Annotated in this window: 19 protein-coding genes; 8 read left to right on the top strand and 11 right to left on the bottom strand. The window is 63.2% G+C overall.

The window, feature by feature from the left end:
- Window positions 1-29 precede the first annotated feature (29 nt).
- On the top strand, window positions 30-932 hold the full coding sequence (locus tag V6K52_RS09310; RefSeq protein ID WP_353953580.1) for an NAD(P)-dependent oxidoreductase: 903 nt from the start codon (window positions 30-32) through the stop codon (window positions 930-932).
- A gap of 262 nt (window positions 933-1,194) precedes the next feature.
- Here the strand turns inward: V6K52_RS09310 and V6K52_RS09305 are convergent, their stop codons facing one another.
- Together V6K52_RS09305 and V6K52_RS09300 are read right to left on the bottom strand one after the other, a co-directional pair.
- Window positions 1,195-2,604 (bottom strand): HEPN domain-containing protein, encoded by a 1,410-nt coding sequence (locus V6K52_RS09305; RefSeq protein WP_353953579.1) that lies wholly within the window; start codon window positions 2,602-2,604, stop codon window positions 1,195-1,197.
- A 246-nt stretch (window positions 2,605-2,850) separates the two neighbouring features.
- Window positions 2,851-3,447: a tyrosine-type recombinase/integrase gene (locus V6K52_RS09300; RefSeq protein ID WP_353953578.1), complete on the bottom strand. Its 597-nt coding sequence runs from the start codon at window positions 3,445-3,447 to the stop codon at window positions 2,851-2,853.
- Between the two features lie 668 nt (window positions 3,448-4,115).
- Between V6K52_RS09300 and V6K52_RS09295 the strand changes: the two genes are divergently transcribed.
- Window positions 4,116-4,457 carry a hypothetical protein gene (locus V6K52_RS09295; RefSeq protein WP_353953577.1) on the top strand — a complete coding sequence of 114 codons (342 nt, stop codon included), beginning with the start codon at window positions 4,116-4,118 and terminating at the stop codon, window positions 4,455-4,457.
- Window positions 4,458-4,716: 259 nt separating this feature from the next.
- Here V6K52_RS09295 and V6K52_RS09290 read toward each other — a convergent pair whose 3' ends face one another.
- From V6K52_RS09290 to V6K52_RS09280, 3 genes are all read right to left on the bottom strand, one after another.
- On the bottom strand, window positions 4,717-5,226 hold the full coding sequence (locus V6K52_RS09290) for a hypothetical protein (protein ID WP_353953576.1): 510 nt from the start codon (window positions 5,224-5,226) through the stop codon (window positions 4,717-4,719).
- A 5-nt stretch (window positions 5,227-5,231) separates the two neighbouring features.
- Complete coding sequence (locus tag V6K52_RS09285; RefSeq protein ID WP_353953575.1) at window positions 5,232-6,695, bottom strand: GNAT family N-acetyltransferase; 1,464 nt, start codon at window positions 6,693-6,695, stop codon at window positions 5,232-5,234.
- Between the two features lie 282 nt (window positions 6,696-6,977).
- Window positions 6,978-7,955, bottom strand: coding sequence for a hypothetical protein (locus V6K52_RS09280; RefSeq protein WP_353953574.1), 978 nt, complete (start codon window positions 7,953-7,955; stop codon window positions 6,978-6,980).
- Window positions 7,956-8,110: 155 nt separating this feature from the next.
- On the opposite strand from V6K52_RS09280, the gene V6K52_RS09275 reads away from it, so the two are divergent.
- From V6K52_RS09275 to V6K52_RS09265, 3 genes are all read left to right on the top strand, one after another.
- A complete protein-coding gene (locus V6K52_RS09275) occupies window positions 8,111-9,775 on the top strand; it encodes a hypothetical protein (RefSeq protein WP_353953573.1) in 1,665 nt (554 codons plus the stop codon).
- 419 nt (window positions 9,776-10,194) lie between these two features.
- Window positions 10,195-10,740 carry a hypothetical protein gene (locus V6K52_RS09270; RefSeq protein ID WP_353953572.1) on the top strand — a complete coding sequence of 182 codons (546 nt, stop codon included), beginning with the start codon at window positions 10,195-10,197 and terminating at the stop codon, window positions 10,738-10,740.
- A gap of 82 nt (window positions 10,741-10,822) precedes the next feature.
- Window positions 10,823-12,961: a hypothetical protein gene (locus tag V6K52_RS09265; protein WP_353953571.1), complete on the top strand. Its 2,139-nt coding sequence runs from the start codon at window positions 10,823-10,825 to the stop codon at window positions 12,959-12,961.
- Window positions 12,962-13,088: 127 nt separating this feature from the next.
- On the opposite strand, the gene V6K52_RS09260 is transcribed toward V6K52_RS09265, so the two are convergent.
- Both V6K52_RS09260 and V6K52_RS09255 read right to left on the bottom strand, forming a co-directional pair.
- Complete coding sequence (locus tag V6K52_RS09260; protein WP_353953570.1) at window positions 13,089-13,835, bottom strand: tyrosine-type recombinase/integrase; 747 nt, start codon at window positions 13,833-13,835, stop codon at window positions 13,089-13,091.
- A 36-nt stretch (window positions 13,836-13,871) separates the two neighbouring features.
- On the bottom strand, window positions 13,872-14,003 hold the full coding sequence (locus V6K52_RS09255) for a hypothetical protein (RefSeq protein ID WP_353953569.1): 132 nt from the start codon (window positions 14,001-14,003) through the stop codon (window positions 13,872-13,874).
- Between the two features lie 247 nt (window positions 14,004-14,250).
- Between V6K52_RS09255 and V6K52_RS09250 the strand changes: the two genes are divergently transcribed.
- Complete coding sequence (locus V6K52_RS09250; RefSeq protein WP_353953568.1) at window positions 14,251-15,966, top strand: hypothetical protein; 1,716 nt, start codon at window positions 14,251-14,253, stop codon at window positions 15,964-15,966.
- Between the two features lie 726 nt (window positions 15,967-16,692).
- On the top strand, window positions 16,693-20,286 hold the full coding sequence (locus tag V6K52_RS09245; protein WP_353953567.1) for a CHAT domain-containing protein: 3,594 nt from the start codon (window positions 16,693-16,695) through the stop codon (window positions 20,284-20,286).
- A 100-nt stretch (window positions 20,287-20,386) separates the two neighbouring features.
- Here the strand turns inward: V6K52_RS09245 and V6K52_RS09240 are convergent, their stop codons facing one another.
- Window positions 20,387-20,764, bottom strand: a complete 378-nt coding sequence (locus V6K52_RS09240) for a hypothetical protein (protein ID WP_353953566.1) — start codon at window positions 20,762-20,764, stop codon at window positions 20,387-20,389.
- A 296-nt stretch (window positions 20,765-21,060) separates the two neighbouring features.
- Here V6K52_RS09240 and V6K52_RS09235 point away from each other — a divergent pair, with 296 nt between their 5' ends.
- Complete coding sequence (locus V6K52_RS09235; RefSeq protein ID WP_353953565.1) at window positions 21,061-21,651, top strand: hypothetical protein; 591 nt, start codon at window positions 21,061-21,063, stop codon at window positions 21,649-21,651.
- Between the two features lie 105 nt (window positions 21,652-21,756).
- Here V6K52_RS09235 and V6K52_RS09230 read toward each other — a convergent pair whose 3' ends face one another.
- The 3 genes from V6K52_RS09230 to V6K52_RS09220 all read right to left on the bottom strand — a co-directional run bounded on the left by V6K52_RS09230 (window position 21,757) and on the right by V6K52_RS09220 (window position 25,643).
- Window positions 21,757-22,092: an Lsr2 family protein gene (locus tag V6K52_RS09230; RefSeq protein WP_353953564.1), complete on the bottom strand. Its 336-nt coding sequence runs from the start codon at window positions 22,090-22,092 to the stop codon at window positions 21,757-21,759.
- Between the two features lie 1,397 nt (window positions 22,093-23,489).
- A complete protein-coding gene (locus tag V6K52_RS09225; RefSeq protein ID WP_353953753.1) occupies window positions 23,490-24,470 on the bottom strand; it encodes a metallophosphoesterase in 981 nt (326 codons plus the stop codon).
- Window positions 24,471-24,908: 438 nt separating this feature from the next.
- Window positions 24,909-25,643, bottom strand: coding sequence for a hypothetical protein (locus V6K52_RS09220; RefSeq protein WP_353953563.1), 735 nt, complete (start codon window positions 25,641-25,643; stop codon window positions 24,909-24,911).
- Window positions 25,644-25,781: the final 138 nt, after the last annotated feature.

The raw sequence follows: 25,781 nt of genomic DNA, 5'->3' as shown, positions 1-25,781 counted from the left end.
TGGATGCAAAACGGTGGTTGGATCGACTCATGCGCATCTTCTTCACCGGTGGCAGTGGCAAGGCCGGCAAGCACGTCGCGACGCACCTCGCTGACCTCGGCCACCAGGTCACCAACGCCGACCTCGTCCATCTTGGATACCCCTCGGTCACCGACCTGAAGGTCGACCTCACGGACGTCGGCGAGACCTACTCGGCAATGGCAGGGCTGGCGAGGATGGACGAGTTGGACCTGGGGAGCAAGCCCAACTACGACGCCGTCGTCCACTTCGCCGCGGTGCCGGCGATCTTGCTCGCGCCCGACGCGAAGACCTACGCAACCAATGTGCTCAGCACCTACAACGTGCTCGAGGCCGCAACCCGGTTGGGCATCCGCAAGATCGTGTTCGCCTCCTCGGAAACGACCTACGGCGTCTGCTTCGCCCAGGGTGAGCGGCGACCTCAGTACGTGCCGGTGGACGAGGAACACCCCACCGTGCCCGAGGACTCCTATGCGATGTCCAAGGTGGCGGGCGAGGTGACCGCGCGCTCGTTCCAGGCACGCACCGGAGCCGACATCTACGGTCTGCGGATCAACAACGTCATCGAGCCACACGAGTACGCCGACATGTTCCCTGACTTCCTCACCGATCCGTCGCTGAGGCGGCGCAACATCTTCGCCTACATAGACACTCGCGACCTTGGTCAGATGGTGCAGCGCTGCCTCGAGGTCGACGGGCTCGGCTACGAGGTGTTCAACGTGGCCAACGCCGACATGTCCGTCGCGGCAACGACCCAAGAGGTCCAGGACCGCTTCTACGACGGGATCGAGCTGACCCGGCAGATGGGGCCCAACGAGACGTTCTACTCCATCGACAAGGCCCGCCGCCTTCTCGGCTATGAGCCACAACACTCGTGGCGCGACGTCCTGCCTGATCCCCGGGCCGACACCTGACCGGCGACTACTGACAAACCGCCCAGCCAGACCTCTACGCGGCGAAGTGACGCACTCATGCCGCGGAGAGCGGTCAGCACCGACCGAAGATTCCCCACAATCCACCCTGGGCAAAGAATACCGTTCACGAACCCATGGCATTGGCGAGCCGCAGCCCCGACGATGAACGGCCCCCACCTCACCGGCTCGGCCTGATACTTCGCCAAGCGGCTCGCCGCAGTCACAGACCTCGTTGGCTGCTCGTCGAGAACGTGCAAGGTCGTCATCGATTCTGAGGCTGCAGCGCCCGGAGCGCACGCTGGAAAGACCGAGACGTGAGCACCCTTGATTCGACAACAGATGGTTCCAGTCCGATCTCTCGGAGGACGTGAAGACGCAGAACCAACATCAGGAGAGCCCCGAGCCATTGCTGCTGCGTGGTGTCGGTCTTCATGCCCCCGTGAGAGACGGCTGTTCGGGCCGCCGACATCCGCTGAGCCGCGCCGGGTATCGCGCGATTGATAGCCGCGCCGACTTCGCCAGTGTCGTCGATGAGCTTTTCGATGAGCACGCGCAGAGGACTGTCGTTTCTGGACCGAAGAACCCGCTCGGCCCAATCGATGTGAGCGTCCGGGACGCAGGCGTCTCGCGATGCTCCCAATATCATCTCGACCCGCTCCTGATGTTGGGCCTTCGGCAGGTCCGAAGTCTCGAAACTCCTCTTTGCCAGCTCTTCCGCAGCCTTAAACGTATTCGCGTACCTGTGCTCAGAGTAGATCGAAGCCGAATAAAAAATACTCGTCATCGGTTCGATCACTTTGGCGAGGTCGTCGCGCAGCTGAAGCCACTCCGGGACGAAGTAGCTGAAGTCTGCCGGCTCATCTTCAGGGAACAGAAGGGCTAATGTTCCGTGTTCGCGAAGCCGGAATGCCGAGATATCCCTCCTGGATGTGTCCTGAGTCGCTCGAAAAACGAGTGCTGCCCATTTGGTTCCACCCCAGATGGAGCCGACCTCGACGCGGACTTCGCTCAGAGCGACCGGCCCACCTATGCACACAATTAGTAGGTCGTGAATAGACCGGATCCACTTAGAGTGAAGGCCGCCGAATGGCGACTCGTTCAGTGCCTCGACCTCAATCCACGTTCGCCGATCAAGGTGGACATCCAGGCCCCAGACGCCCTCGGCCGAGGAAAGCACGCGATAGGTAGCGTCAGCGGTGACCGCTTGATGGAGGACTGATTCGGTTATGTCCGCAGTAACCACACCATCCCTGCGGTACCCACCGGCCAGAAACGGCGGGTTCGCCCACCCCTTCAACGCATCAAAGTGAAGGCGCGCCTTCTTGGTCGCGGTGTCGATGGTATGTGCGCCAAGAATAATGCAATCGATGTCCCATCGTTGCGTGAGCTCCTCTGCGGGGAGGTTCAAGACCATCCCAACGGCGTCGACCAGGGTCACGTGATGGGCGTTGCCCAAGCCCACGGATGAAGTGTCGTCGTCGCCGTCCTCAATCAACCGACCAAAGATTCGGGGATGCGTTTCACGCTGAGGATGCCCCAAGCCCAGACCATCTGGCGGCATCTCCACCACAGTCAGGTTGTCGAACAACGATAGTTCGATGCTCGTCCCATCAAAATTGACGCGTCCGGTGACCCTCCTGGCCGGATCGTCAGGCAGCCAGAAGTAGCCCACTGAAGAGAATGGTTGCACCCACCCATAATGCAGTCTCGCCGCCCAGTGGCTCCATTCGCAGATCGGAAGCCGAGTGGCGTCCTCAGTTTCGGGCGCGCCGCCGGTGGGCGAGGGGCGAGGGGCGAGGTTCAACCGTCCCCTGGCTGGCGCTGAACCGGTGCAGTCTCCGCAGCTGCACCCTGGGCGAGTCGACCACCCCACTTCATGCGTCTAATTAGGCGGAATCGACGCAGTTGCCCCAGCAGATCAGACGCCGGCCACGTAGGCAGTGAGGAAGTGGACGCCGTGTCGGTCGAGGTTGCCTCGAGCGCGGTCGTAGTGCTCGGTGGTTCTCGGGTCGGCGTGCCGGGCCAGGATCTGGGCGTCCCGCAGGGGAACGCCAGCGTCGAGGGCGTTGGTGATCGCGGCATGTCGCAGGGAGTGCGGGCTGATGTGACGCGGGATGCCGGTGGCCTTGGCGATCCGGGCGACCATCCGATAGGCGTCGCGCCGATCAATCGGCTTGCCGGTGAGTGGCCGCAGGATTAGAGGCCCGCAGGTGCGCTCGCCCCGGCATGCCTCCAAGACCCGCAGCACCGGGACGGTGATAGGCATCGTCGCCGGCTTGTTGCCCTTGCCCACCAGGTGCAATACCCGGTGTCCACGCAGTGTGTCGGCGTAGTTCTCGACCCGCACCGCAGCGGCCTCTGATGCTCGCAGTGCATTGATGCCGAGCAGGAAGGCCAGCGCGCCGTGGTGGACGGTGATGGTCTGGGCAACTTGGAGGAAACGGATCAGCTCTAGACGGTCCAGTCCCTGAGTGCGCGACTCGTCGCGGTGGACCTTGGGCAGCCTCGCGTACACGGCCGGGTCGGCGGGGATGAGACCGTCGATGTGCGCGAACCGAAAGAAACCCCCGGACGCCGTGCATCATCGTCACGACGGACGAGTCCATCAGACCTCGCTCGCCGAGACTGCGGATGTACAGCTCCACGTGGGCGCGCTGGACCCCCAACAACGGATCCAAGGTGTTCGCCTCGCACCAGGCGAACCATTCCCGCAGTTGGAACGCGTACAGCGTATGGATGCGCCCGGAGTAACGCGCCAAGAAAGAGACCGCTGCCAACTGGGCGGTCGACATCGAAGACGGCTGAAACGGAAGGACAGTCGTCGGAGCAGACATGGCGTCACCTCACGCGGCGACCGCAGGGAGAGGCCAAGGTCGCGCCCGCCGCCAGCACGGCCCAGGCACCCGAACCGCAGTGATGCTAGACCCCTCGCCAAGCAGCGAGTCCGCAGGCGGCGTTGTGACTCACCTCAAGGAGCCACTGGTGGCGGCCGATCGCAGATCCCGAGTAGGCAATTTCCTACTGGTCTGGAGGTAGACGGTCGCCTCCCACCCAGCTCCCCATGCCTTGGTGGTGAGCGTGCGCCACCCCCCTGCCGTGTTGGGAGTGAGAGGCGCCGATGCGGTATCCGGCGGCTCTCGATCTAGATCTACACCATCCCGAATCCCCACCTGAGGAGACCCAATGAGCACGGACTTGATGATCCCGGAATCTATCCAACACGTCGTTCGGGACCTGGTGACAGACACCATGTATTTCGACGAGAGCACCAAGCACGGCGGTTCATGGTTGGAGCTCTGCACCTGGCTGATCAGGATGCAGGCCAAGCTCGACACCCTGCTTGAGATCGGCCCCGACGGTATCCGTCGCTCGGCGCGCATGACTATTGACGCGGCAACCCAGCAGATAATCATCGAAGGATTCGTCGTCCTGACGACCTTGCTGCAGACGACCTGGATGGCGAGTGACTCCGCGTTCACGGAACGAGGGACCTTCTCGCTGCCACAGCTGGTCAAGGCGCTGTAGCCGCCACGGTGCGTCCTGAGGACGGCTCGATCGCCCAGGTGCGCTACGACGGATTGCACAAAGGTGTTCGGCCCTTGTGATCGGTCTGACGCGCTGTGTCGTCCTTGTGCCTCATGGCAGGCGTCCGCCGCTTCGCGACGGAAGGGACGCATCTGCGTCGTGGCTCAAGCGAGCGGATAGCGTCACGAGCGATGACCTCGGCATGCCTATTGACGAGTCTCGGGCGCCAGGACTTCATAGCGCGGTGGAGGTCCAGGAATCAGCGAGGTGATGCGACTGTGTTGATCTTCGAGGTCGCTCGGCTGCTCAGTTGCGTGATGTGCCGGAGCGGCATGGCGACCAAGTCGAGTATCCAATCGATCCAGGCTGGGTCGATCTTCTGCAATGACTGCACTTCCGTGAGGGCAGAGGTAGGCAGATAGGAGAAGCTCTGCGGGACGGCCGGGCGAGAACTAAGGTCGGCTAGAGCGACGGGGTACGTGTAGCGCTCAGCGCGTTTGATGACCAACCCGACTGCCAGTTCGCTGGCTCCGTAGTAGTTGAGGTAGTCGGCTCGCGCGATCGATCCGACGGATCCGAACGACCTCCACAGTCTTCGGGGCGTGGCGAGCACGGTCCGCTCAATGATGAAGTGGCCAACAATTCGCTTCGTTGGGGCGCTCTCGTAGATCAGTACGGTGTCGATGTCGGCGGCGAGCCGGCGCTTGCGGAACTCGACTTGCTTGGACCCGTCGAGAATCGCCCGCGCGTAGGGAGGCTGGATGGCCATGAGTGCTACCCGACGAGCAGGTCCTGCACCCAAGGGATGCCCTGCTGACGAAGGCGGGTGATCGACTGGGGCCACGATCTCAGTGCTCCTGCCAGCTGCATGTCGGTCAAGGTGATGGGTGGTTCCAAGAATCGATCTTGCCGGAAGCGGATCGCTAGGACCCCGCGGGCGCGCCGAGTCATGGCGGCAATCTCGGTCGCGGTGTACACCGTACGGCGGCCGACGAACTGCGTGACCTCGTTAGGGTCACTCGAGCGTAGAACGTCCTCCACGATCCCGACGGCACTGAAGTTTTGGACACTCGACCGGTAGAAAAGCAGTACGTCCCCTTCTTCGACCTGATTGGTGGAGGCATTACACAGGTACGCCTTACGGATTGCGTTTCCCCAGGGGTGAGTCTGTTCTTGGGTAGGCCCGAATAAGGTTAGCTGAGCGGACTGATAGCGGGGGGCACGCTCCGGGAAGAGCTGATCGTGCCATCGAGGTTCAATTGGCACGGCGAACACACGCTGTCTGCACAAAAGGGCGGGAGGGCCGTAAAGAACGTGGTGATCAAGGTCGGAATGTTGCGTCGGGTCGGCGGGGGGTCGCAGACACTTCGTCACAACGTGCTCGCCCCTGCCACTCCTATGACCTTGGTCCACGAAGCCGAATGCCGCGAGGAAGTCGATGACCTCAGCGTGTGACGGGAGCACTTCCACGTAGAGGCTGGCGGACTCCGTGGTAGTGAGGCTGAGAAGGATGGCCTTTAGCAGCAGCTCTCCATATTTCACGCCCGAGTGGTCTTCCGATACCTTGAACGTACTGATCTTGACTACAGGTCCCTCGATGAGGTAGACGCAGTCAGTCTCAAACTTCAACAAGGCCAAGGCGGCATAAGCGCCATCTTCCTCGATGACGAAGCAACGACGAGTGTCGCTCTGTCGGCGGACCACGGCGAACCATTCGTCAAATTCGGGATAGTCGAATCGCAGGCCGTCGAAAATCTTGTCATCTGGGTTGAGGGCATAACACGGCACAGTGGCAACTCGGGGCGGCGGCGTGATCTCGGTCGGCTCGAAGCCCGCAAGGAGTGCGGCGGCGTCCGCCAAGGAAAGTGCGCGGTCGCCCAGACCTGCACGCGCTGCCCGCCGACGGAGGCGACCGTCGTCAGTGACGAGGTACGTGACAGCACCCGCATGCAGTTCGGCCAGCAGGCGCAGGTCACGCTCATCGTTGGATCCAGGGCTACTGACGCCCGCTCGCTTCCCCAGTTCTGAAGTGACCGGCGCTTCCGCCAGAAGATGGAACTTCCCGAGTTCTGCGAGCCGTTGTCGGCGACGAACCACGTCCGTCCCCTCTAGCAAGTCATCGCGCGTCGCCGGTGCCACACACAACAAATGGCGCTGCTCGTTCGCCAACCGAAGGAAACGCACACCGAGTTCCATGTTGCCCTCGAGCTCACCGGAGAACGGCTCGACGGCGATCACGACGTTCGAGTCCAAGAGGAATCTCAAACGCGCGGAATCATCACCCCCCGGTTGCGCCATGGAACCCATACTGAACGAAAGAGCCCTCGCACGTCGGTATATTGCGATGCGCCGTGGGGCTGCTCACTCAACTTGCTGAGTTACGGGGGCGCGCCTCGGTCAACGACGCCCGCCGAAAGTGCGAGTCGGCAAGTCCTTCACGTCCGGAACTCGGGACGACCGAACCGACAGCGACATGACCGGACGATCGTTGGCGGGTCACCGGCGGCGAAGTGAAGCACGTCATGACTCGCGATCATGGCGATGAGCGGGGCCTTCCGAGCGTCTGCAGAGCCCAAGAACGCGTCGCACGCCTGACGCAAGCCGCTCACGCACTCCATTGCGCGCTTGGGACCGCGTAAGTCGTGGATACACCTCAGGTACCTCCTCCGCTTCGTGGGCAATCAATGACATCAGTCGCGATGTCTCGCTCGAGTCGATCTGGAAACCCTCATGAGCGACGAGGCCTTGGCGAAAGACGACCCGTCGGTGCCCGAACAGTGGAAGCGCGGCCAAGTCACCATTCGACGGCGATCCACGAAGCAGCTCCCACGCCTCACCTCGTTCCACGAGTGGGTGCACCACTGTCAAACCCGGGTGCGAAACGACCGCCACAGCAACGTTCGGAGTCACTATCTGAAATACGTGACTCACACGGAAGGCGCCATTACTCAGTGCGATGTGCTCAGGTACTCCTAGGATGGCCTCGGTTTCGCCTGCATCCATCGACGAGTGGTGGACAAAGACTGATAAGTCGACGGGGACTGCGGTCCCATCAACCATCCACTTGTACTCCGGGGGCGAGCTGTTGAACCGGATGGCTTCCTCGTTCAACTTTCGATGTTCATACCGCGCATCTGCGTGCCCGAGCATCAGACCAATCTTGGCCCACCACATTCCGACCGCTTGCCATTCGGCGGCGCTGTGTCCGCCTAACCAACGGTTGGTGGAAAGTTGGGTCACGGTATCGATCGCCGGATCCTCAAAGCGTTGCGCGAGTTTGCCGTTGCACGCCTGGCAGACAGGCAGGAACACGCGCGTGCGCCGAGGCAGAGCTATCTGCGTGCCGCGCGAGTTTAGGATCGGGTTGCCGTTCTTCGACCACGCAGTCGGTGGCTTGCCCTGCGAGTCCATCAGTTTCAGAAACCAGCGTGGCCATACGTGTTCACCGACTCGACTTGCATCGTTGACGGTGCAGATGGAGCACTTGGTCTTGGCCACGCAACGACGATCGCAGTTCGGGCGTCGTCGCGCCAGGTGCGCCTCTTGGGTCTGAGACCCCTGACCGTGGACGGTCGCAGCGCGGGCATCGCGACATGCTGCATTATCGTGGCATGGCTGGGGGAACATCGGCGTCGGTTCGGTGGCGGGATCAGATGGCGCGGTATGTCGTCTCCGACGACTATGCGCCTCAGTTCCTGCAGACCAAGGGCGAGTCGCTCGACATGAGCCGGTGGGGCTCTCTGCTGCTTCAGATGTGCCCGCGCGACCATCTGCTCGTGGCACTGGCAGCGGCCTCCCGTGCCGCCGGGGCCGGCGAGAGCGCGCTTGAGGAGTGGGAGGAGTACGTGCTGAGCCATGTCGAGCCGGCCCTGGCGAAGGCGCTGCTGGCTGGGCTGAAGGGCACAGACGGCGGTCCGCGACGGGTCCTTCTGGCTCGGCAGCCAGTGTTGTTGGCAACGCGTCTCGCGCTCACGGAACCGCCTCCGCAGAGTCCGACAGGTACTGCGGACCCGGCGGTCGTGGCGACGATGCTGAGCCACTTCGCGGCACGTTCCTCCTACTCCTCGCGCAGAGCCACGTCGCCTGATCGGCGTCTGGGCGGCATCCCGGAGGGCATGGCATTGGAGATCGTGGCGAACGGCCACTTCAACGCCTCTTTCGACTTCGGGGACCGCTTGGCGCGCACCTACTTGCTGTGGACCGAGTACGAGAGCCGGCTTGAGCGGTACCGACCCCGCATCCCGCTGAGGGAGTTGGTGCGTGAGGCGACCGGCATGACCGTGATTGACCTGTTGGTGCTGGCGTTTGGGATATTCGCGCACGCGGACGCTTCCCGCCCCGATCTGGCCCCGCCGTTGGACCTAGCTCGCATCGGGCTCCCGGGTGAACGCATCGAGCGGTTTTTGGCGCGGTTCTCCGCTACCGCGACGGAGTTCGCGCGCCAGCTCGCCGGTGGCGACGGCGATTGGATGTTCCTGCCGTTCGAGGACCGGCCGCTGTTGCGCCTCGGGCCAGGGCAGCAGGTCGTGGTGCTCGATATCCAACTGTTCAAACTGCGCGTCACCTCCGCCTTGTACTGGCTAGTCCACGACCACGAAAAAGCAAGCGGGGAACGGCAGCGGGGGGCGTGGACGCAGGTGTACTCGGAGCTGGTCGAGATTTGCGCCGAGGAGATCCTGCGCGGCTTCGCGGCCCCGCAGCACACATTCTTCACCGAGGAGGCGCTGGCGCCATTGGGTGGCAAGGCGGTTGACTGCGGCGTTGACTTCGGCGACTTCGTCTTCTTGGCTGATGTCGTGCAGCACCAGTTGACGGTTCCGACCCGAATGCTGCTCGACGCTGACGCCTTCGAGAAGGACATGCGCCTGACGGTGATGACGAAGGTGAAACAGCTTGACGGCAGCGCCGCGGTCCTGTTGGAGCGTGCCGCGGATCCGCTGCACCCTCTCGGCCGGCGTCCGCAACGCATCGTCCCGGTCGTGGTCCAGGGTGCCGACTTCCCGGTGAATCGGGTGACCGTCAGGTACGCGCGGGAGAAGGCGCTCGAGGCGGGCTGGTTGACCCAGCCAGAGTGCACGCCGCTGGTAATGTGCACGCTCGAGGAACTGGAGATGGTTGCGACGGTCGTGAACAACGACGTCGACTCTGCTGAAGACCTGCTCCGCGCGTGGGTGCACGAAGGTGGCGAGGAGCCGTTGCGCAACTTCATCTTCCGGCGGTATGGGGGGTCGGAGTGGGAGCGGCCAGCGCGCATGCAGCAGGCTTTGACAGAGATCTTGGACCGGGTCGAGGAAGCCTTCGCGGCTCTTGACGGCTGACTGCACAGCCCAGTTCATGAGGGACACAGATGGGCAGCCATTGCTGTGGCGCTGGTCGCTCGGCCGCGCGAGCATACGGACGCGATGACGTGCTGCGAAGTGATAATCCAGGAATAGCCGACCATCCCGCTCGCCTCGCATGGTCGACTAGGGGCGTGGAGGTGCATCCGCGAGAACCAACCACCGCATGTTGCGGCGCTGGTCGTTCATCGAGGCGGCGATGAGGGCTGTTGGTCGACGTCGGTCCGGGCGCGCTCGGTCGGTGTGGCCGTTCAACGCGCCCATCAGACCGAGTGTGGGCGATACTGGGCCGGAGACGAGCCCGCATTGCCGGCATCAGGAACGTACAGTCTCGGCTATCCTCGAGCACCATTCGGACCTGGCCAAGTAGAAGTTCGCAGGCTGAAATAGGAGAAGGTGTGAACTGGTGGAACGCGGTCCTTCCTGTGCTAACTCTCGTTCTGGGGTACGTCGGAACGCTGACCACAGAGGCGGCGCAAGGGAACCGAGCTCGTCGAGTCGCCAAGGAGGAGCGTGAAGACGCGCTCAGCATTGCTCACATCACTGAGCGCCGCGCGTTCGAACTCCAGACCTTGCGCGACCTCAAGGCCGCGCTTGCAGACCTTGGGCGCGCCATGGGGAAGGCTCACCACTACGACTTGATGAACGCGCGGGAGACCGGTTCGGCATCAATGCCAAGCACACTGCTGCCAGAAGCGATAGACACTGAGCTCTTCGAGGCTAACCGGCGAGTCCAATCTCTCGTGGAACTCGTGATGGACAGGGCCGCTAGAGACAAGGTTCGCAACTTCACTTCGGCCGCTGCCCGTCTCGGAACGATTTCGCGTCCTGTCGCCAAGGCCCAGGATGAACTCCTCGCGACGGTCGAGATTGTCGACGAAGCACAACAACTGCTCGCTGAACGAATCCGCGCCATTTATGACGGTTCGGTCGCCAGTACGTGACCTACTCGTGCGTGCTATTAGGCGGGTGGCCTCTAATTGATCGACGCTCCGGCCGTCCAATTGCGCTCAAGGAAACTGAAGGATGACTGAGCAAAACTCTAGCAATAGCGAAATCGCCTCTGCGGGCGCCAATGGGGCCGAAGTCGATCTTACCGCGGTTGCCGTTCAGGACACGGGATATGTGTTCGATGCTCACGAAGCGATCTTGGTAGCGTCAGTCATCGACGAGGGATTTGCCGACAATGCCGGCTACATCAATGCGCACGGCAAGATCCGGATTGCGCTCGCTGCGTTGTGTGGATCGGATGGTGACAACGCGTCAAAGTTCGCCGACCGAGCCCAAGTGGGTAACGAGAGTCAAGAACGTGTAGATGAGCCAACTGTCGCCTCAATGCCTGCGGTTGGGGCGCGCGATATTGAGGAGCCAGTAACCCATGAGGTCGATCGGGCTTTGATGTACGAGCTCGTGGTGCCGTTCGATGGACCGGTCATGTGCAACCTCGGGCACTACGACACAGGCAGCGCTTTCGTGTGGCCGCCTCGTATCGAAAAGGTAACCGAGTCGGTCGTAGACCTATGGGAAATTCTTGCCGCCAACGTCTCCGCTCCTCCCGCCCGTGCTCGTTTCAACGACCTGGCAATGTGCCGCGGACGGAAGAGATACCTGCATGGCGTGGCCGCAAGAGATGCCTATCTGGAGTTCGCCTCTTCACTCGATGTCGTCGACTCGGACCGCGCATATGCGCTACTTCGTGCGTGGGCTATCGATAGGATGTTCGGTCGCGCTGACCGTGAGCAGGAGTGCCGGGTCGAGATCGCGAAGGCGACCGCTGCCGCCTGGGACGCAGGAGAGCGAGCGGCAGGAGTCCTACTCCCCCTGCTGGGCGCCCTGTGTCGTACGCACGCGGATGCGGTCGATGACGCAGTCCCGGTGGACGCACTCCTCCAGCGGGCCTCAAAGCTGTATTTTGGTTCGGACTCGGTCAACTACATCGGAGATTTGCGCCGTGGGCGCGCCGCGACCCAAGAAGAGCGGAATGCCATCTCGATGTGGCAGGTCGGTGCACTCGCCGAAGAGGCGCGCAACTCCACGGGCCTGATTAAGGTCATCCGGCTAAAAGAAGCCATCGACCTGGCGCGTCGTCTTCAGGTCAAATCGATGCAGGACGACCTAACCGTCGAGTTGCAGGGGCTTCCGCCTGAAGACGTCAAGTTGGACGCTGTGTCATCGACAGTCCGAGTCTCGCGCATCCCTCTCGAGCACTACTTCCGCAAATTCACCGACGACCGGGACTGGCGCCACGGTATATCCTTGTTCGCGAGTACGACTCCGCCGACCGGTCAGTACGAGGACCTCGTCAAATACGCCGAGGAGCGTCGGCTACGTCCCTATCTTTCAGACTTGTTTTCCACGGTTCTTCTTGATGAGGACCGGCTACCCACTTGGCAACCGCAAACCGAGGACGAGCGGCGCGAGTGGATTATGGCTAGACAGGCGGCATTTCGGGCAGAGATTACCGGGACTCATCTTGCCGAGATTCTCGACAGAATCCGCATCCGGTACGGGTTAGTGCCTGTCGATGACATAACGGCGCACCTCGCGTGGGGAGGCCGGGGCAACTACGAACTTGCGGCCGTCGTGGCTCGGGGACTGCACCACTACTGGAATGGCGACCTCGAAGCATGTGTGCACGTCACAGTCCCGCGCGTGGAGAGCGCCATCCGGCTGCTGCTGCGCGAGCTTGACGTTGCTATCTACCGCACCCAACTCGGTCAGCGACCCGGCGTTTACCCGGCCCTTGGTTCGCTTCTCGACGCCCTCGAGTCGCTAGGATTTGACGACTCGTGGGCGTACTTTATGCGCTGGTTCCTTGCGGACCACTCAGGAAAGAACCTGCGTAATCAGATTGCTCACGGAAGGGTTACGAAGGTCTCTTTCGCTGATGCCGCTCTGGCTCTTCGAGCGCTCATGCTTGTCACGCTCCTCGCAGGGCCGGGCATAGCGGACGACATCGAAGGCGACCTCGAGGCGGGGCCGGTTGAAGTGAGAACCGGAGCGTCGCGAGATTCCGCGGATCTAGCAGCCAAGGTCAAAAACCCAGTTGCCGCACCGAAGCCGTTTCCGTCGCAGTGGTTACTGATGCTGGACAAGACAATTGGGGCGGGGGTCAGCCTCAGCCATGACTTGCTCGGAGCCGTCCGCGCGGCCAGACGTCGATAGTCACGGTTGCGTAGCAGGCGAGGCAAGAGCGCGGTCGCGGCGGTCGACATCTGAGCGAACATCCGCCGACAACAGAGCCGACTCAGCGGCCTATCTGGGCGGAATCGACGCAGCTGTCGCCTGTGGACTAGACGCCGGCGACGTATGCGGTTAGGAAGTGGACGCCGTCTCGGTCGAGGTTGCCTCGGGCTCGGTCATAGTGCTCGGTGGTTCTCGGGTCGGCGTGCCGAGCCAGGATCTGGGCGTCCCGCAGGGGGACGCCGGCGTCGAGGGCGTTGGTGATCGCGGCGTGGCGCAAGGAGTGCGGGCTGATGTGCCGTGGGATGCGGGCGGCCTTGACGATCCGGGCGACCATCCGATAGGCGTCGCGCCGGTCGATCGCCTTGCCGGTGAGCGGCCGCAGGACCAAGGGGCCGCTGGTGCGCTCGCCTCGGCATGCCTCCAAGACGCGCAGCACTGGGACGGTGATCGGCATGGTGGCGGGCTTGTTGCCTTTGCCCACCAGGTGCAACACCCGGTGTCCACGCAGGGTGTCGGCGTAGTCCTCGATCCGCACCGCGGCGGCCTCCGATGCGCGCAGCGCGTTGATGCCGAGCAGGTAGGCGAGCGCGCCGTGGTGGACGGTGATGGTCTGGGCGACTTGGAGGAAACGGATCAGCTCCAGGCGGTCCAGACCTTGAGTGCGCGATTCGTCGCGGTGAACTTTCGGCAGCCTCGCGTAGACGGCCGGGTCGGCGGGGATGAGACCGTCGATGTGCGTGAACCGGAAGAAGCCACGGACGCCGTGCATCATCGTCACGACGGAGGAGTCCATCAGGCCCCGCTCGCCGAGACTGCGGATGTACAGCTCGACATGGGCGCGTTGGACCCCCACCAAGGGGTCCAACGTGTTCGCCTCACACCAGGCGAACTACTGCCGCAGCTGGAACGCGTACAAGGTGTGGGTGCGCCCGGAGTAGCGGGCTAAGAACGAGACCACCGCCAACTGGGCGGTCGACATCGAAGACGGCTGGAACGGAAGGAGATTCGTCGGAGCGGACATGGCGTCACCTCATGCGGCGATCGCGAGACGCCAAGGTCACGCCCGCCGCCAGCGCGGCCCAGGCACCCGAACCGCATCGACGCTAGACCCCGTTCGCCGAAGCAGTGAGTCCGGAGCGGCGATGTGACGCACTGTGCCACTCGCCAATCGGATTGAAGTCAGACTGTGGCGAGCATCCTCCGGAAAGAGACCGAGAGTCGCCCGGTTCCTCATCGGGAAGCGGACGCCGTCCGCCAGAATGCTTGTCATGCGGAAATGGGGGGCCCGGCGGGCCAGGTCGGTGGCTGTCGGGCTGCTGGTGGCCACTCTGGCCGGGTGCAGCATGTCGGGGGACGCGAAGGCGCCGCCGTCCCCGACCGGGCCGCAGCGCACTGCGACGGTGACCGCGTCCGGGTTCACCATCACCGATGGCAGTTCCACGGTGAGCGGGCCGGCCGCGGTCGCCCAGGCCGGGACCGAGGCCACCTTGACCGCGCTGCCGGACCCGGAGATGCCCGCGGGTGTGCGGTGGGAGCCGGCCGCGCCCGGGTTCGACATCGCGTTCGAGGGTGGTGTGCAGCCGAAGGAGCCTGTCACGGTCACCATCGACCTGCCGGCGGCGGCCGCCTCGAGGGGCGGGCTGGCGTTCGTAACCCAGGACTCGACCACCGGCGCCTGGGAGGGCCTGCCGGTCAAGCGGGCCGGCACTACCGCGAGCGTGACGCTGAGGCACTTCTCGGGTGGCTTTTGGGCGTGGGGTGACTCGCTGGCGGCCACGTTCACCAAGGCGATCAACGACTACCTCAAACTGCGCTACGACGCGCCGGCGTGCAACGGCAAGCCGCTGGCCACCGGCGGGCACCGGTACTCCGCGAAGGTCAACGGCAACGGGATCTACGCCTGCACCGAGAAGGTGAACGGCGACCCAACACTGACCCTGCGCAGCAACTCCCCCTTCGTCTGGACGCTGACCGGGCCGGCGGGGCAAGTCAAGCCGGTGCCGCCGGTGGCCCCGCTGGACTGGGCGCAGATCGCGACCGTCGCCGCGTTCGACTTCACCGTGTTCAAACTGGCAGACCGCAGGACAGTCCTGGTCCCCGGCGGGCAGGCCGGCCTGGCGATCACGGGGAACCGGGACTTCAAGGTCGCCGCGGACGTCGACGCTGGCTTGGGCCTGATCGCGGTCTTGGTGGCCGCCATCGACGAGGCGCTGACGGTGACCGGGACCAAACTGGCCTTCAACCAGGTCCGCGCACTCGGGGAATGCGCCGCCGGGGTCATCGAGGCCGGCGCCGACCCGGACCCGGGCCGGGTGCTGCGCACCGTGCTGGACTGCTTCGGCGGGCAGGTGGAGGGCGCGGCCGCGGTCATCGTCGGCGTTCTGACGTCGCTGGCGTCGCTGCTGGTCACCCAAGTGGTCGGCCTGATCGGTGAGGTCACCCAGACCAACCACCTGACCATCTCCGTGACCAACACGGACCTGTCGGCGGCGCCCGCGCAGCCAGCTGGGCCGGTGCTCGGCTTCGACGGGGTGGGCCCTGCCAGGATCGGGATGCGGATGACGGAGTTCGCGGCCGCGCTGGGCTCGAGTCGGCCTGAGACGATGGACTTCGGCGGGTGCGCCCAGGGCCGGTTCACCGCCGACGGCGTGAGCTATAACATGCTCAGCGACGGCACCGGTGCCGGCGGGCCGGTGCAGTCCGTCACGGTGCCCCGGGTTAGTCCCGACGGTGGCGCCGCGGGGCAGTCGCGCGTGGTGACCGCGAAGGGCATCCACGTCGGGAGCCGGCTGCGAGACGTGCTCGCTGCGTACCCGGGCGCCACGACGGAGCCGAGCGAGGTCGCCATCGACTGGAAGGTCGTGACCGCGTTCAGCCCGGACCGGACCAAGGCATTGGTGTTCGACATCGACGACAAGGGCGTGGTCGCCGGCCTGAACGCCGGGCTCGTCCCGCAGGTGCAATACCCGGAGGGGTGCGCGTAGGCAGGCTGGGCTGGCGCGGGCCGGGTGTGCGCTGTGGGGCGCATTAGTTGGCGGGCAGGGGGGGTGCGCCAGCTCAGGTCTCCCATTGACGAAGGCCGCGTAGTTGGCATGTCGTAGTGGGGCGAAAGCGACCGTATGACGCAACCTGCTCGTCAACCTGCAAGCAGCGTCACGACCGCACATGGCGGAGCGGCGCGGCGGGTTTGGCGCCACGTAGGCGTGGCTGCTGGATGGGTGGGCACCACGAAGCGATCGCGAGGGGTCAGCCTCGCCTATGCCTCTAGCTAGCAGTGGATTTCGTAGCCCGGGTACGCGGTCTCAACGCTTCGGGCAGGATTGCTCTGAAGTCCTCGAACCCTACCGAGGAGTGCAGCAATGGAGTGGACCGAACGCGCCGCGCGCCCGTTCACCTCAGTTGACGGTCACGCCTCTCGAACGCCCCCACGGGAACGCCTCGTTCGCGCTTTAGAGCGGTGGGAACCCGAGTCGTGGCTTCGCTTTCGGCTTTCCATCGACGAGCACGATCTCGCGCAACTAATCCTGCCTCACAGCCTCCTCACGGTAGCTCAGCTTGAGCGGGTTAGATGGGCAGCAGTGTTGGTCGCGAAAGCGATTGGCAGCAGCAGCGTTGAGGTCGGGCACGTGGCCATAGCCCTGGGTATTACGAGCAGAGCATGCACGAACGAGGCTCTTGGCTCGCTGGGTGACTCTTTTGGCTTGCCCACCATGTCCCCCGACGACCTGTCGTCGTTGCGTTCGCAGGTCGCGACGCAACTGCTCGAGGAGACCACCGATAAACATCCCGATTCAGAGCCGATCGGTTTCACCTCGATGCCGGCTTGGCGTGTTGAACGAGCCTGTCAGGTGGTTTCGGTTGGCGTGAGGGTGACTGTTGCTGTTGCGATCGTCGGCGGGGCTGTTGCGGGTCGAGGGTGGTGGTTGGTGGGCTTCGCGATCGCTGCCCTGTTCTCCACGCAGCCCCAGCATCGCGTCGAACCGCTGCTCGTGAGCGAGACACGTCCACTGGTGTGGCCTTCCAGGGTGCCGTGGCTGTTGTGCTGCGCTCTGGTCTTGTGCCTGCTGAGGCGACCACAAGAGGCTGCGTGGTTCACGATCGCGTGGTTCGTCGTCAGGCTAAGTGCTCACGTCGGTGAATACGCCGTCGCCACTGGGACGTCAATCATCGACAGCCGGTTCACGGGGCGACTCACGACCTTCATCAGGCCCGCCGCGGCTTTCGTGGTTCGGAGCCGAACATACGACTCCTTCGTCACGATCGGTGCGGGAGTCGTCCTCGGCACTGCCACCGCCCTTCTCGCACCGTCTGCAAATCCAACCGCGGCATTCGGACTAGGACTGCTCGCCGCCATCGTCATCGAGAACTCTTCTGGGCGATGGCAATGGACCGACGCCTGGCTACGGGTTCTCGGCGTAGTCGCACTAACGATGTTGGCGACGCGCGTTCACTGGTGGGTCCTCCTCGCGCCGATCACGGCCAGCCTTGCCATGATGCTCCTCCGCGCCAACCACACACTTGGGTATGTTCCGTTGACCAAACCCGCCGACGCGCGTGTCAAGAGCGCATGGGTCGATCTGGCCAAAGGACGAACGCGCCAGGTCATCACCAACCTGGAAGGCGAAGAAGCAGCTCACCCTGACGTGATGGCGGCCCTGGCAGTCGCTCACGCGCTCGACGGTCACCCCGGCCACGCCCGGCGCCTTGCCCGCCACCTAGCAGATCAACACTGCGGCGTGAGGGACCTGGTTGAAGCGCAGGTGCACGCACTACTCGGCACCCGACCACCTGAACTTCGGGAGGCGCCAGACCTCACGACCTCACTTGGCCGGGCCACCCAGCTCGCCTGGCTTCGCGCGTCGATCCCGCACGGTTCCGCCATGGTGATTGCGGAAGAGATCGCTGGGCTGATTCCAAGCAGAATCACGCGAGATACCGTCATGTGGGCGGCCGATTGCTACCTGGCGCTGGGCGAGACGCTTCTCGGGATCGACCAGTTCACGTCGGGGACCGCGGCTTCCCGGGCATTCGCGCTGGCCGACCTGTTTCTCACCCAAGACCGTGAGTTCCTCGATCGCTCAACCCTGGAGGCCCGGCAGCTCCAACAGCCCGCGCCTCATGAGTTAGGGGCTCGCGGGGCCGCCGTCACCAGACTGGCATTCGCCGGAGACCAAGAGTCCCCGGCCATGTTCCTGTTAGACGATGACGCGCTACTGGTCCTGACCGAGCTGTCATCTCCCTTCGTCGTCGCGGCCTACTGCAACAGGGGCGCCGACCTGCACCGAAACAACCGCCAACACGTCACTTCCGAGAGCATCCAGTTGAGAGCGCAAGCGTTTGCGTCACTAAATGTCGTGCGCCACGAACTAGCCGACCCCGACGATCGTGCTTGCTGGTGGGACGCCTTCCTCCCCACTTTGGACACCCTCCTAGAGGAGGTGCATGGCTTCCAAGACTGGCCCCTTCTTCTTGAGATCATCGAAGCAGCACGACTCCAGCTCGGGACCAGCCGCGAGGACTTGCGACCGACGGCCTTAAGGATCGCGGGCCAATCAATACTGGGAAGTCAGCGCTACTACTTTGGCAGCCGCCCCACCATGGTCGACCTCGAGGACATCATTCACGCCGCCGGGGGCAAGGGTGCGTGGTGGTGGTCGACACACGTCTCGAGGAAACATCTCTACTGGGCCCTCACAAGCGAAGATCAACAAGGCGTCGTGCAGGGCGGGCGCATCTCCATGGCCGCGGTAAACGCGGTGCTACAGGAATTTGGGCCACATCTCAGCCTTCAAGGCCAGGGCGAAAGCGATCATGACTTCTTCGAGCGCATGAGCCGCAGCGCCCTGTTGGCACCTCCCTCGGACGTCGAGTCAACGCTTGCAGACAGAGTGGGCCAGCTTCTACCCAGGACCATCACCGACGTTCGGTCGCACAACCGCATTCGGACGACGATCTGCATGGCGCTGGCACCCGAACTAGCCCACATTCCGTGGGCCTGGACGAGCATTGGTGGGCATCGCTTGGTCGAATCCTTCGACACCGTGATCGTCCCACCCGCCTCCGTCCTCCCCACACCAGACGCAGACGACGAATACACTTGCCCCATCGCCACATGCCTAGTCGATCCCGGTGGCGACCTATATGCCGCCGAGGAGGCCTCGGCTCATCTGCCCCTACAGGCCGCCCGTATCGACTCGCAGACGGAAGATCCCCGCGCTAGCCTCACCGCCGCACTGCGCGCAGCGCCCTACGACAGCACGCTCTTCCTCGCCTGCCATACCGTCAAGATCGCGAACCGGCGCGGCTTCGCACTAGCACCATTGGACAACATCGACTCGAGCGACGTCCTTTTCGCCTCCGACATCGCTCGCGCTGACACCGATTACCCGATGCCACGCCAAGTCATTGCCCTGGCGTGTGAGAGCTCCGACATGACCAGTGCACTCCTTGGAGAGTGGACGGTCCTAGGCGCGGCCCTCATCCAAGCTGGCGCACGTCGAGCCCTAGTTACCGCATTCCCCATCCTCGACATACCCGAAGTGGATCGATACATGGTTGCTGGCGTCGCAGACGGAGTCCCCCTTCACGTCCTCATCTCGAGTTTGCAACTGAGCATGCTCCACCGCTGGCGTGCTGGGGATAGCAGTGCCGCCCCGATGGCATGGGCCGGACTCCAACTGTTTGGCGCGCTTCCCGCAGCCGATCCAACAGCCAGAGTGTCTTTCCCCGCTTGGGCGGAAGAGAACCTCCTACGAGGAATCGACGACGCAGCCGAGCACGCGCTCCCCGGCAGTCCCACCGTTGACGTCGCGGACCTGATGACCTGCTTCGCTACCTATGGACACACTGACGGACTCCCCCGGCGCGTCAGAGCCGCGGTCCGCAGACGCTTCATCACCAAGTGGCCTGCGCCTCTGCACCTGATGGGGTACCGGAACATGCTTGCGCGTCTCGATCACAGGCCGCGCGTGATCTCCGACGAGCTTCTCGCGATCATCGTGGATGCCCGTGATCTCGCAAGAGAGGCTGGACAGTGCGTGTACGACATCGACCACGTCTTCGTTGCGGCCCTGCGCACTGATCACCCTTCATGCGTTGCCATGCGCAACTTGACGGGGCTCGACTCAAGGAATCCGGCAGTCGTCGAACGCTTTCTCGCAGGCGGACGCGACAACTACCACCACACGGGTGAGGCCGTGACGCCGCACCTCGCAAGCGGCGAGGCCGAACGCGTCTATCACGCCTTGGGCATCGCTCCCCCCAGGGGCGAAGATCGCTGGCTGCACAGCGATCGCGTGGCCTGACAGGCCCGAGTGCTCTCGTGCTCACCTGCGACTCATCCGTGAAGCACTGACAACATGTGGGCCGGCCCGCGCACCTACCGCCATCCGGCCCGTCGGCAAACTAGCTGGCATTGAGCTCTTCGACGAAGAAGTCGAACAGCTGGTCTTCCGCGCCAGGATCGGTGAGGTCCACCTCCAGCAGTTCGCTGCGATCCCCTATGGTGATTCTCAGTGATGCCTTGTGCGGGTCCGAGGGCCGCCGGCGACGGATGAACGCCTGAGCAAGCCGTCGACAGGTGGCCACGGCGACGACTACCGATACGGCGGCCGACCCGGTATTGATGGACTCCACCGCAATGTGGACAGCGTCGGTGAGGGCCGTGCCACGCATGCGCAGCGCCCGCACTGCAGTCCGGTCTGAGATGAGGTCATCCGCGACCTCTTGCGGCAGAGTGAGGCGTAAGTAGTCCGGCACCGTCGATGTCTCCTCGATCGTCATCCCTGACGCCGCATTCTGCCGCCACCGGCTCGCCTCTGTGCCGCAATTCGTCACTATGTTCGCTGAGACTGAGTGGGAGGTGACCGGTCACGAACAGGTGAGCGCGGCGCGCGACTGCAACCGAAGCGGCGGAGTGACGCTTGCTCAACGATCGGGGTCTGCTGTGACACCAGGAGGCGTAACTGCCTACGTCGTCCGTCGGGCGGCGTTGCCGACAGGATCGAGATGAGGGCATGTGCTGCCGTTCGTCGGGCCGATTCGCGTCAGAAGCACACGTGGGACGGCAGACTCCGGACATGGCCCTTGAACCGCTTGACCGGTCCCGACTCGTGCTCGCATTCGGCCGTCATTGGCGGCGTGACGAGGTTCGATGGAGCACCGGAAATCAGTGGCAAATGCTGGGGCGTGTGAGCGATCGGCGACCGGGGCTGCGGTTGTGCGACTTCGGCTGGGCGCGCGGCGTCTACGTGCTGGAACTGAGGAAGAAGCCGGTCTACGTCGGCATCGCGCGCGGCAGGATGGGTTTCGCCGAACGATTGGTCAAACACCACGTCGAAAACAAGAAGCAGTGGACGACCTTCTCGTGGTTCAGCTTCGACGGTGTAAGCGACGTCGGCACTCAAGCCAACCCGATCTATCCTCAGTGGGCGCGCGTCAAGGACCGCGACGCCATAGCCCGAGGAGAGACGAGCAAGCGGATCGAGGAGATGGAGGCGATTTTTGTAGGTCTCCTCGGCCAGGGCCTGACCAACGTGCAGAAGCCCAAGTTCGGTTCTGCATTGCAGTGGGAGCAGATCGTGTCTAGCAACTACGGCCGCAACGGCATCTGCAGTCGCGCTGACCGACGGGGGTTTCTCGCGAGCGAAAACATGCGTTTCCGGGAATGACCAGGGACGCTGCTAGCACCGCGGCCAGATAGCCGGACTGCGACCCCGGTTCCGTTCGCGGCGGTATGCCGCACATCCTGCACTGATGCGAGGGTGCCGAACCGCTTACTGAGCTGCGTCGTATGCGTTGAGGACGTCGGCGCTGATCCGGCCCCGCTCGCTGACGTGGCGACCGTTGGTCTTCGCCCATTCGCGGACGGCGCCCAGGTCGGTGCGTGACTTTGCCCGAGATGGCGTGCGGGCTGCCTTGCCGCGACGGCCCTGCCTGCCTTGCTCAATTGCTTTGGCAATGTAGGGCTTGAGCGCCTTCTCCATGGCAGCGCGGTTCTTGGCGCTGAGGTCGATCAGCCAGGTCCTGCCATCGAGGCTGAACGAAACCTCCTTCGCGTTGGCCGAACCGTCTAGGTCATCGGTGATCGTCACCGTCGTGTTCTTTGCCATGAAAGGAATGATGGGGCCAAACGGTCCAGATCGCTAATCACCCATCAATGGACACTCCTGCACTCTGTTGATCTCCACCCTCACACCCCCTGGATGAGGGACGTTTGATGCGTCACACCTGCAGGGCTAGACCATTGGTAATGGCGCTGGTGCACAGATGCCGCCGTCACCGCCCGACCTGAGCGCTTAGTGGAGGAACTCGACAAGGTCCTCGAATCTTTACGCAACTGGTCCCACCGACGTTTCCATGGGCATAGGCGGTGAAATGACTCACCGCTCGGAACCGCGACAGGTCCGGGCGTTGCCGGGCGGGGATCTACTCGTATCCCCTAGTCGGACCTGTGGCTGAAGTTCTACAAGCAGTTGGCGTAACTCGTTCGCGCTGACACCAGACTCCGACCTAGCCTAGTGACGGCCCCACCGCCAACAGGCGCACCACCCTCGATGCGGCCTCGTCTAGCTGGTCGGCGAGGTGCTCCAACGCCTCGGGGCTCGCGTGCAGCAAAACTAGGTCCGGCCCGTCTTCCCCCGCGCGGCGTAATGGCTCCGGCCGTGCAGCGCGCCACCCAGCGTCGTCGTGGACTCCGACGGCCCAGTTTCCATGTACCACGTCATTGCGGGCGTGGAACAGTTCTGTCAGGTCGTCAGCGAGCGCAGCCAACTCCGGAACGCGGGCGGAATAACGGGGATGGCGTGATGCCTTCTTTAGCTCTTCGACCAACTTCGCAGCATTCTCTCCACGCCTCTCCCGCCAGCCGAGTTGCAGGGACAGCATGTACTCGAGATTGGCTGCGAAGAAGGTGACCCGTCCCAGCGCGGTCAACAGTCGGGGATCTGGTTCTGGCCGTCTCATCGGCAACAGGCTAGGCGGTCAGGTCCCCCGAGTCTCGCAGCGCCAGAGCGTGAGCAGAGGCACCCGATCCGCGCGTCAGTTGTCCCGATGACCATTCCGGAAGACTCAGGCCTGCTCGGCACGCGACTCACTGTCCTTCGGCGGCTGGAGTTGAGTCGTCTCTCTGCTCGGGCAGTCGGATTCAATCCAGGAGGGCCCCGGGACCGCGATGCGACGCGCAGCCATGTGAACCGCCCGACTCATCATGGAGGCCGCTCCTGTCGGAGACGCCGACGCTGCCGTTCCGGCGGCTGCTCGGCACAAATCCTCGATGGTGAGCTCGGCGTCTCAAACTGCTCCACCTCTCAACGGGATGGCCCACCCTACCCGCTCAGGCTGGTCCCCTTGGCGGGCTGGCTCACCCCAGGAAGCCGGCCTGCTTTGCAGCTCACGTGCACAGCTCGACACCCTGAGGGGTGAGTTGAAGGTCCCAGTGGGGGCGCAGCAACGAGCGGGGCGCGAGGGTGCCGGAGACGGGGTGGCCGCGCCATCGGCAAGGCCCGAGTCAATTCCTAAGAGTGAGCTCCCACACACGCTCAACATCACGGACGTCGCGATACGCGTAACACGCGACTTTCACCCGACCCTTTGCGTTGAAGGGGCGATATATCGAAAAGGTGTTTAGGCCGATCTCCCCTGGAATGCGACCTGCTTCAACTCCCGACGAGCCTGACGCCAAGACGTGGATAGCTGATCGTTTCGGCCGAACGACGCCCGCCGAAGTGTATTCGGCAAGCCGTGTGACTGAAGCAGCGAAGGGAAGGTGCTGATGACCGTGCAAGATGGTGGAGACCCCAGATTCCTGCGCAAGCGTTAGCAATTCCCCTGCGTCCAAGCACAGGCTCACTGGCCTTTCCTCCTCTGGAATTTCCACGTGCTGGCCCGGCAGTACGTGATGGTGCAGAGTTACGGCCACCCAAGCGGCTTGGCGCGGGCGTTGCGCCAATGCGCTCATGGAGCGAAACACTGGGGCACTTCGATCTCGGCCCACATATCCATAATCCATATTTGTGCGGTGACGAGGACGAGACGAGTTCAGGACCCCAATGATGTAGTGCCGGCCATGCGGATCCCTAAGATCGTGAACCCGCTCAATGTCGACTTTTTCACCATAGAACAGTGCGAGCAATTCCCGGAAGGGCAACTCATTGCTGAAGTCGCGTGTCAACTCTGGGTCATCGATGAGGATGTCGTGATTTCCTGGCGCAATCACGATGCAATGCTTAGGGAGCCCGAGCCGCTCGGCCAGTTCTTCAAGGAACAGCCGGGCGCTGCGAAGCCCGTCGCCCTGACCCTTGGTCGTCAGGTCCCCGGAGACCACGACGCAGGCTGGGCGACATGGGAGGGACTCGGTCACCTTCTCAAGAAGATTGCGCCGAAAGTACGTTGAATCCTGCGGCCGGCGCGAGTACCCATGGTCCGTTCCGAAATGAAGGTCGGATATATGGAGCACGCCTTCGCACCCCTCAGGTATGTCCGCCTCCATGAGGTACGACTCGATCTGGGGCCGAGCCCGTTGGAGCTCGTAAATCGTGGCGTCGCCAGTGGGGACCCGTCCGAACTCCTGTTCCCAATCCCCCCGACTCACTTGCGAAATAGTGGTGAATCGAAACCAAGCAGGAAAGGCCATGTCGCGGTAATACACCGGTGCCGAATCTGGCTCGGGACACGGTAGCTCGCCATCTGCCGTGTAGACGCAGTTGTCACACTCGGCAACGAAGTACCGCTCATCTACGCGGTCAGTGAGCCCTAGCCGTACCGATCCGTCCTTCAACTGCCGCACCAGGCCAGCCAGTAGATCGCTTCTGTCAGCTTCGTGCACCTTCTTCCACCATGCCCACCAAACCGCTCCTGCGTCTGCAATAATGTCTGCGTGCTCAGCAATGGTGTCAGTCTCAAAGTCACTGAATCGTAGAATCAACAACTAGTCTCCCCCAAAAAGGTCTTGAAATACCCGCATGGCGATTTCTGGAGCATCCCCGGTACGGGCTGTCCCGGCCGACTCGCTCAGCCACTCCAGAGCACCAATGACCGACCCAGCATCATGAACTACGATGAGCCTATTCTCGCAGCTCCAAATATGTGCTCTTTCAATACTCGGATGCCTTTGGCTTACGCTATCCAGAGTGCCAAGTGCATCGTATGCGGCGCTGGCACTCTCACCCGCGAACTCGGAATCGAAGACCTCGCTCCTCACGGAGGCAGTATGATCACCTATCCGTATCTCTCTCCAAGGTCGGCGCTCCACCGTCATCTTCGGTCGGGCGGCGGGGCGCTCGTTTCGCACCACCACTAAGTCGGCCCTGCGCCAGACGTCCTCCAAAACAAGGCCACTTGCTTCTAGAGCGCGCCACTCGAAAAGGGGTATGTCATAGGTAACCTCATCTCTGTAGATTTCGGTTTCACCGATAGAACGCGCCAACTTAAGGATTCGCACCCGATCCTTAGCCGCATCCGGCCTCGTCAACTCTCCCAACAGTGCCAGTGTTATGACGCCCCCAGGTCTAGTTAAGCTGCTCGCCAGCCGCAGCCAATTCTCGATGTTCCTTCCGTACCAAGGTGGGTCGATACAGGCAGCGTCGAAGAGCTGGGAGTCCGGAATCTCCGCGACATCGGCCTGGATGAAGCGAGCTGCCCGGAGGTCAAAGCGTTCAGACACCCACGGGCTGGCGTCGACCAGTGTGGCCCGAGAGGAGCACAACGCCGCCACCGATGGGCTGCCAAGATGCAGCGATCGGCCCGACATCATCGAGGCTATTCGTTCCGAAGTGTCAGGGGTGAAGTACCACTCCGATAG

The sequence above is a fragment of the Knoellia sp. S7-12 genome (assembly GCF_040518285.1).
Lineage (GTDB): Bacteria > Actinomycetota > Actinomycetes > Actinomycetales > Dermatophilaceae > Knoellia.
The sequence above is the reverse complement of the archived record's forward strand: the minus strand, read 5'-3'. Positions and strand labels throughout refer to the sequence as shown.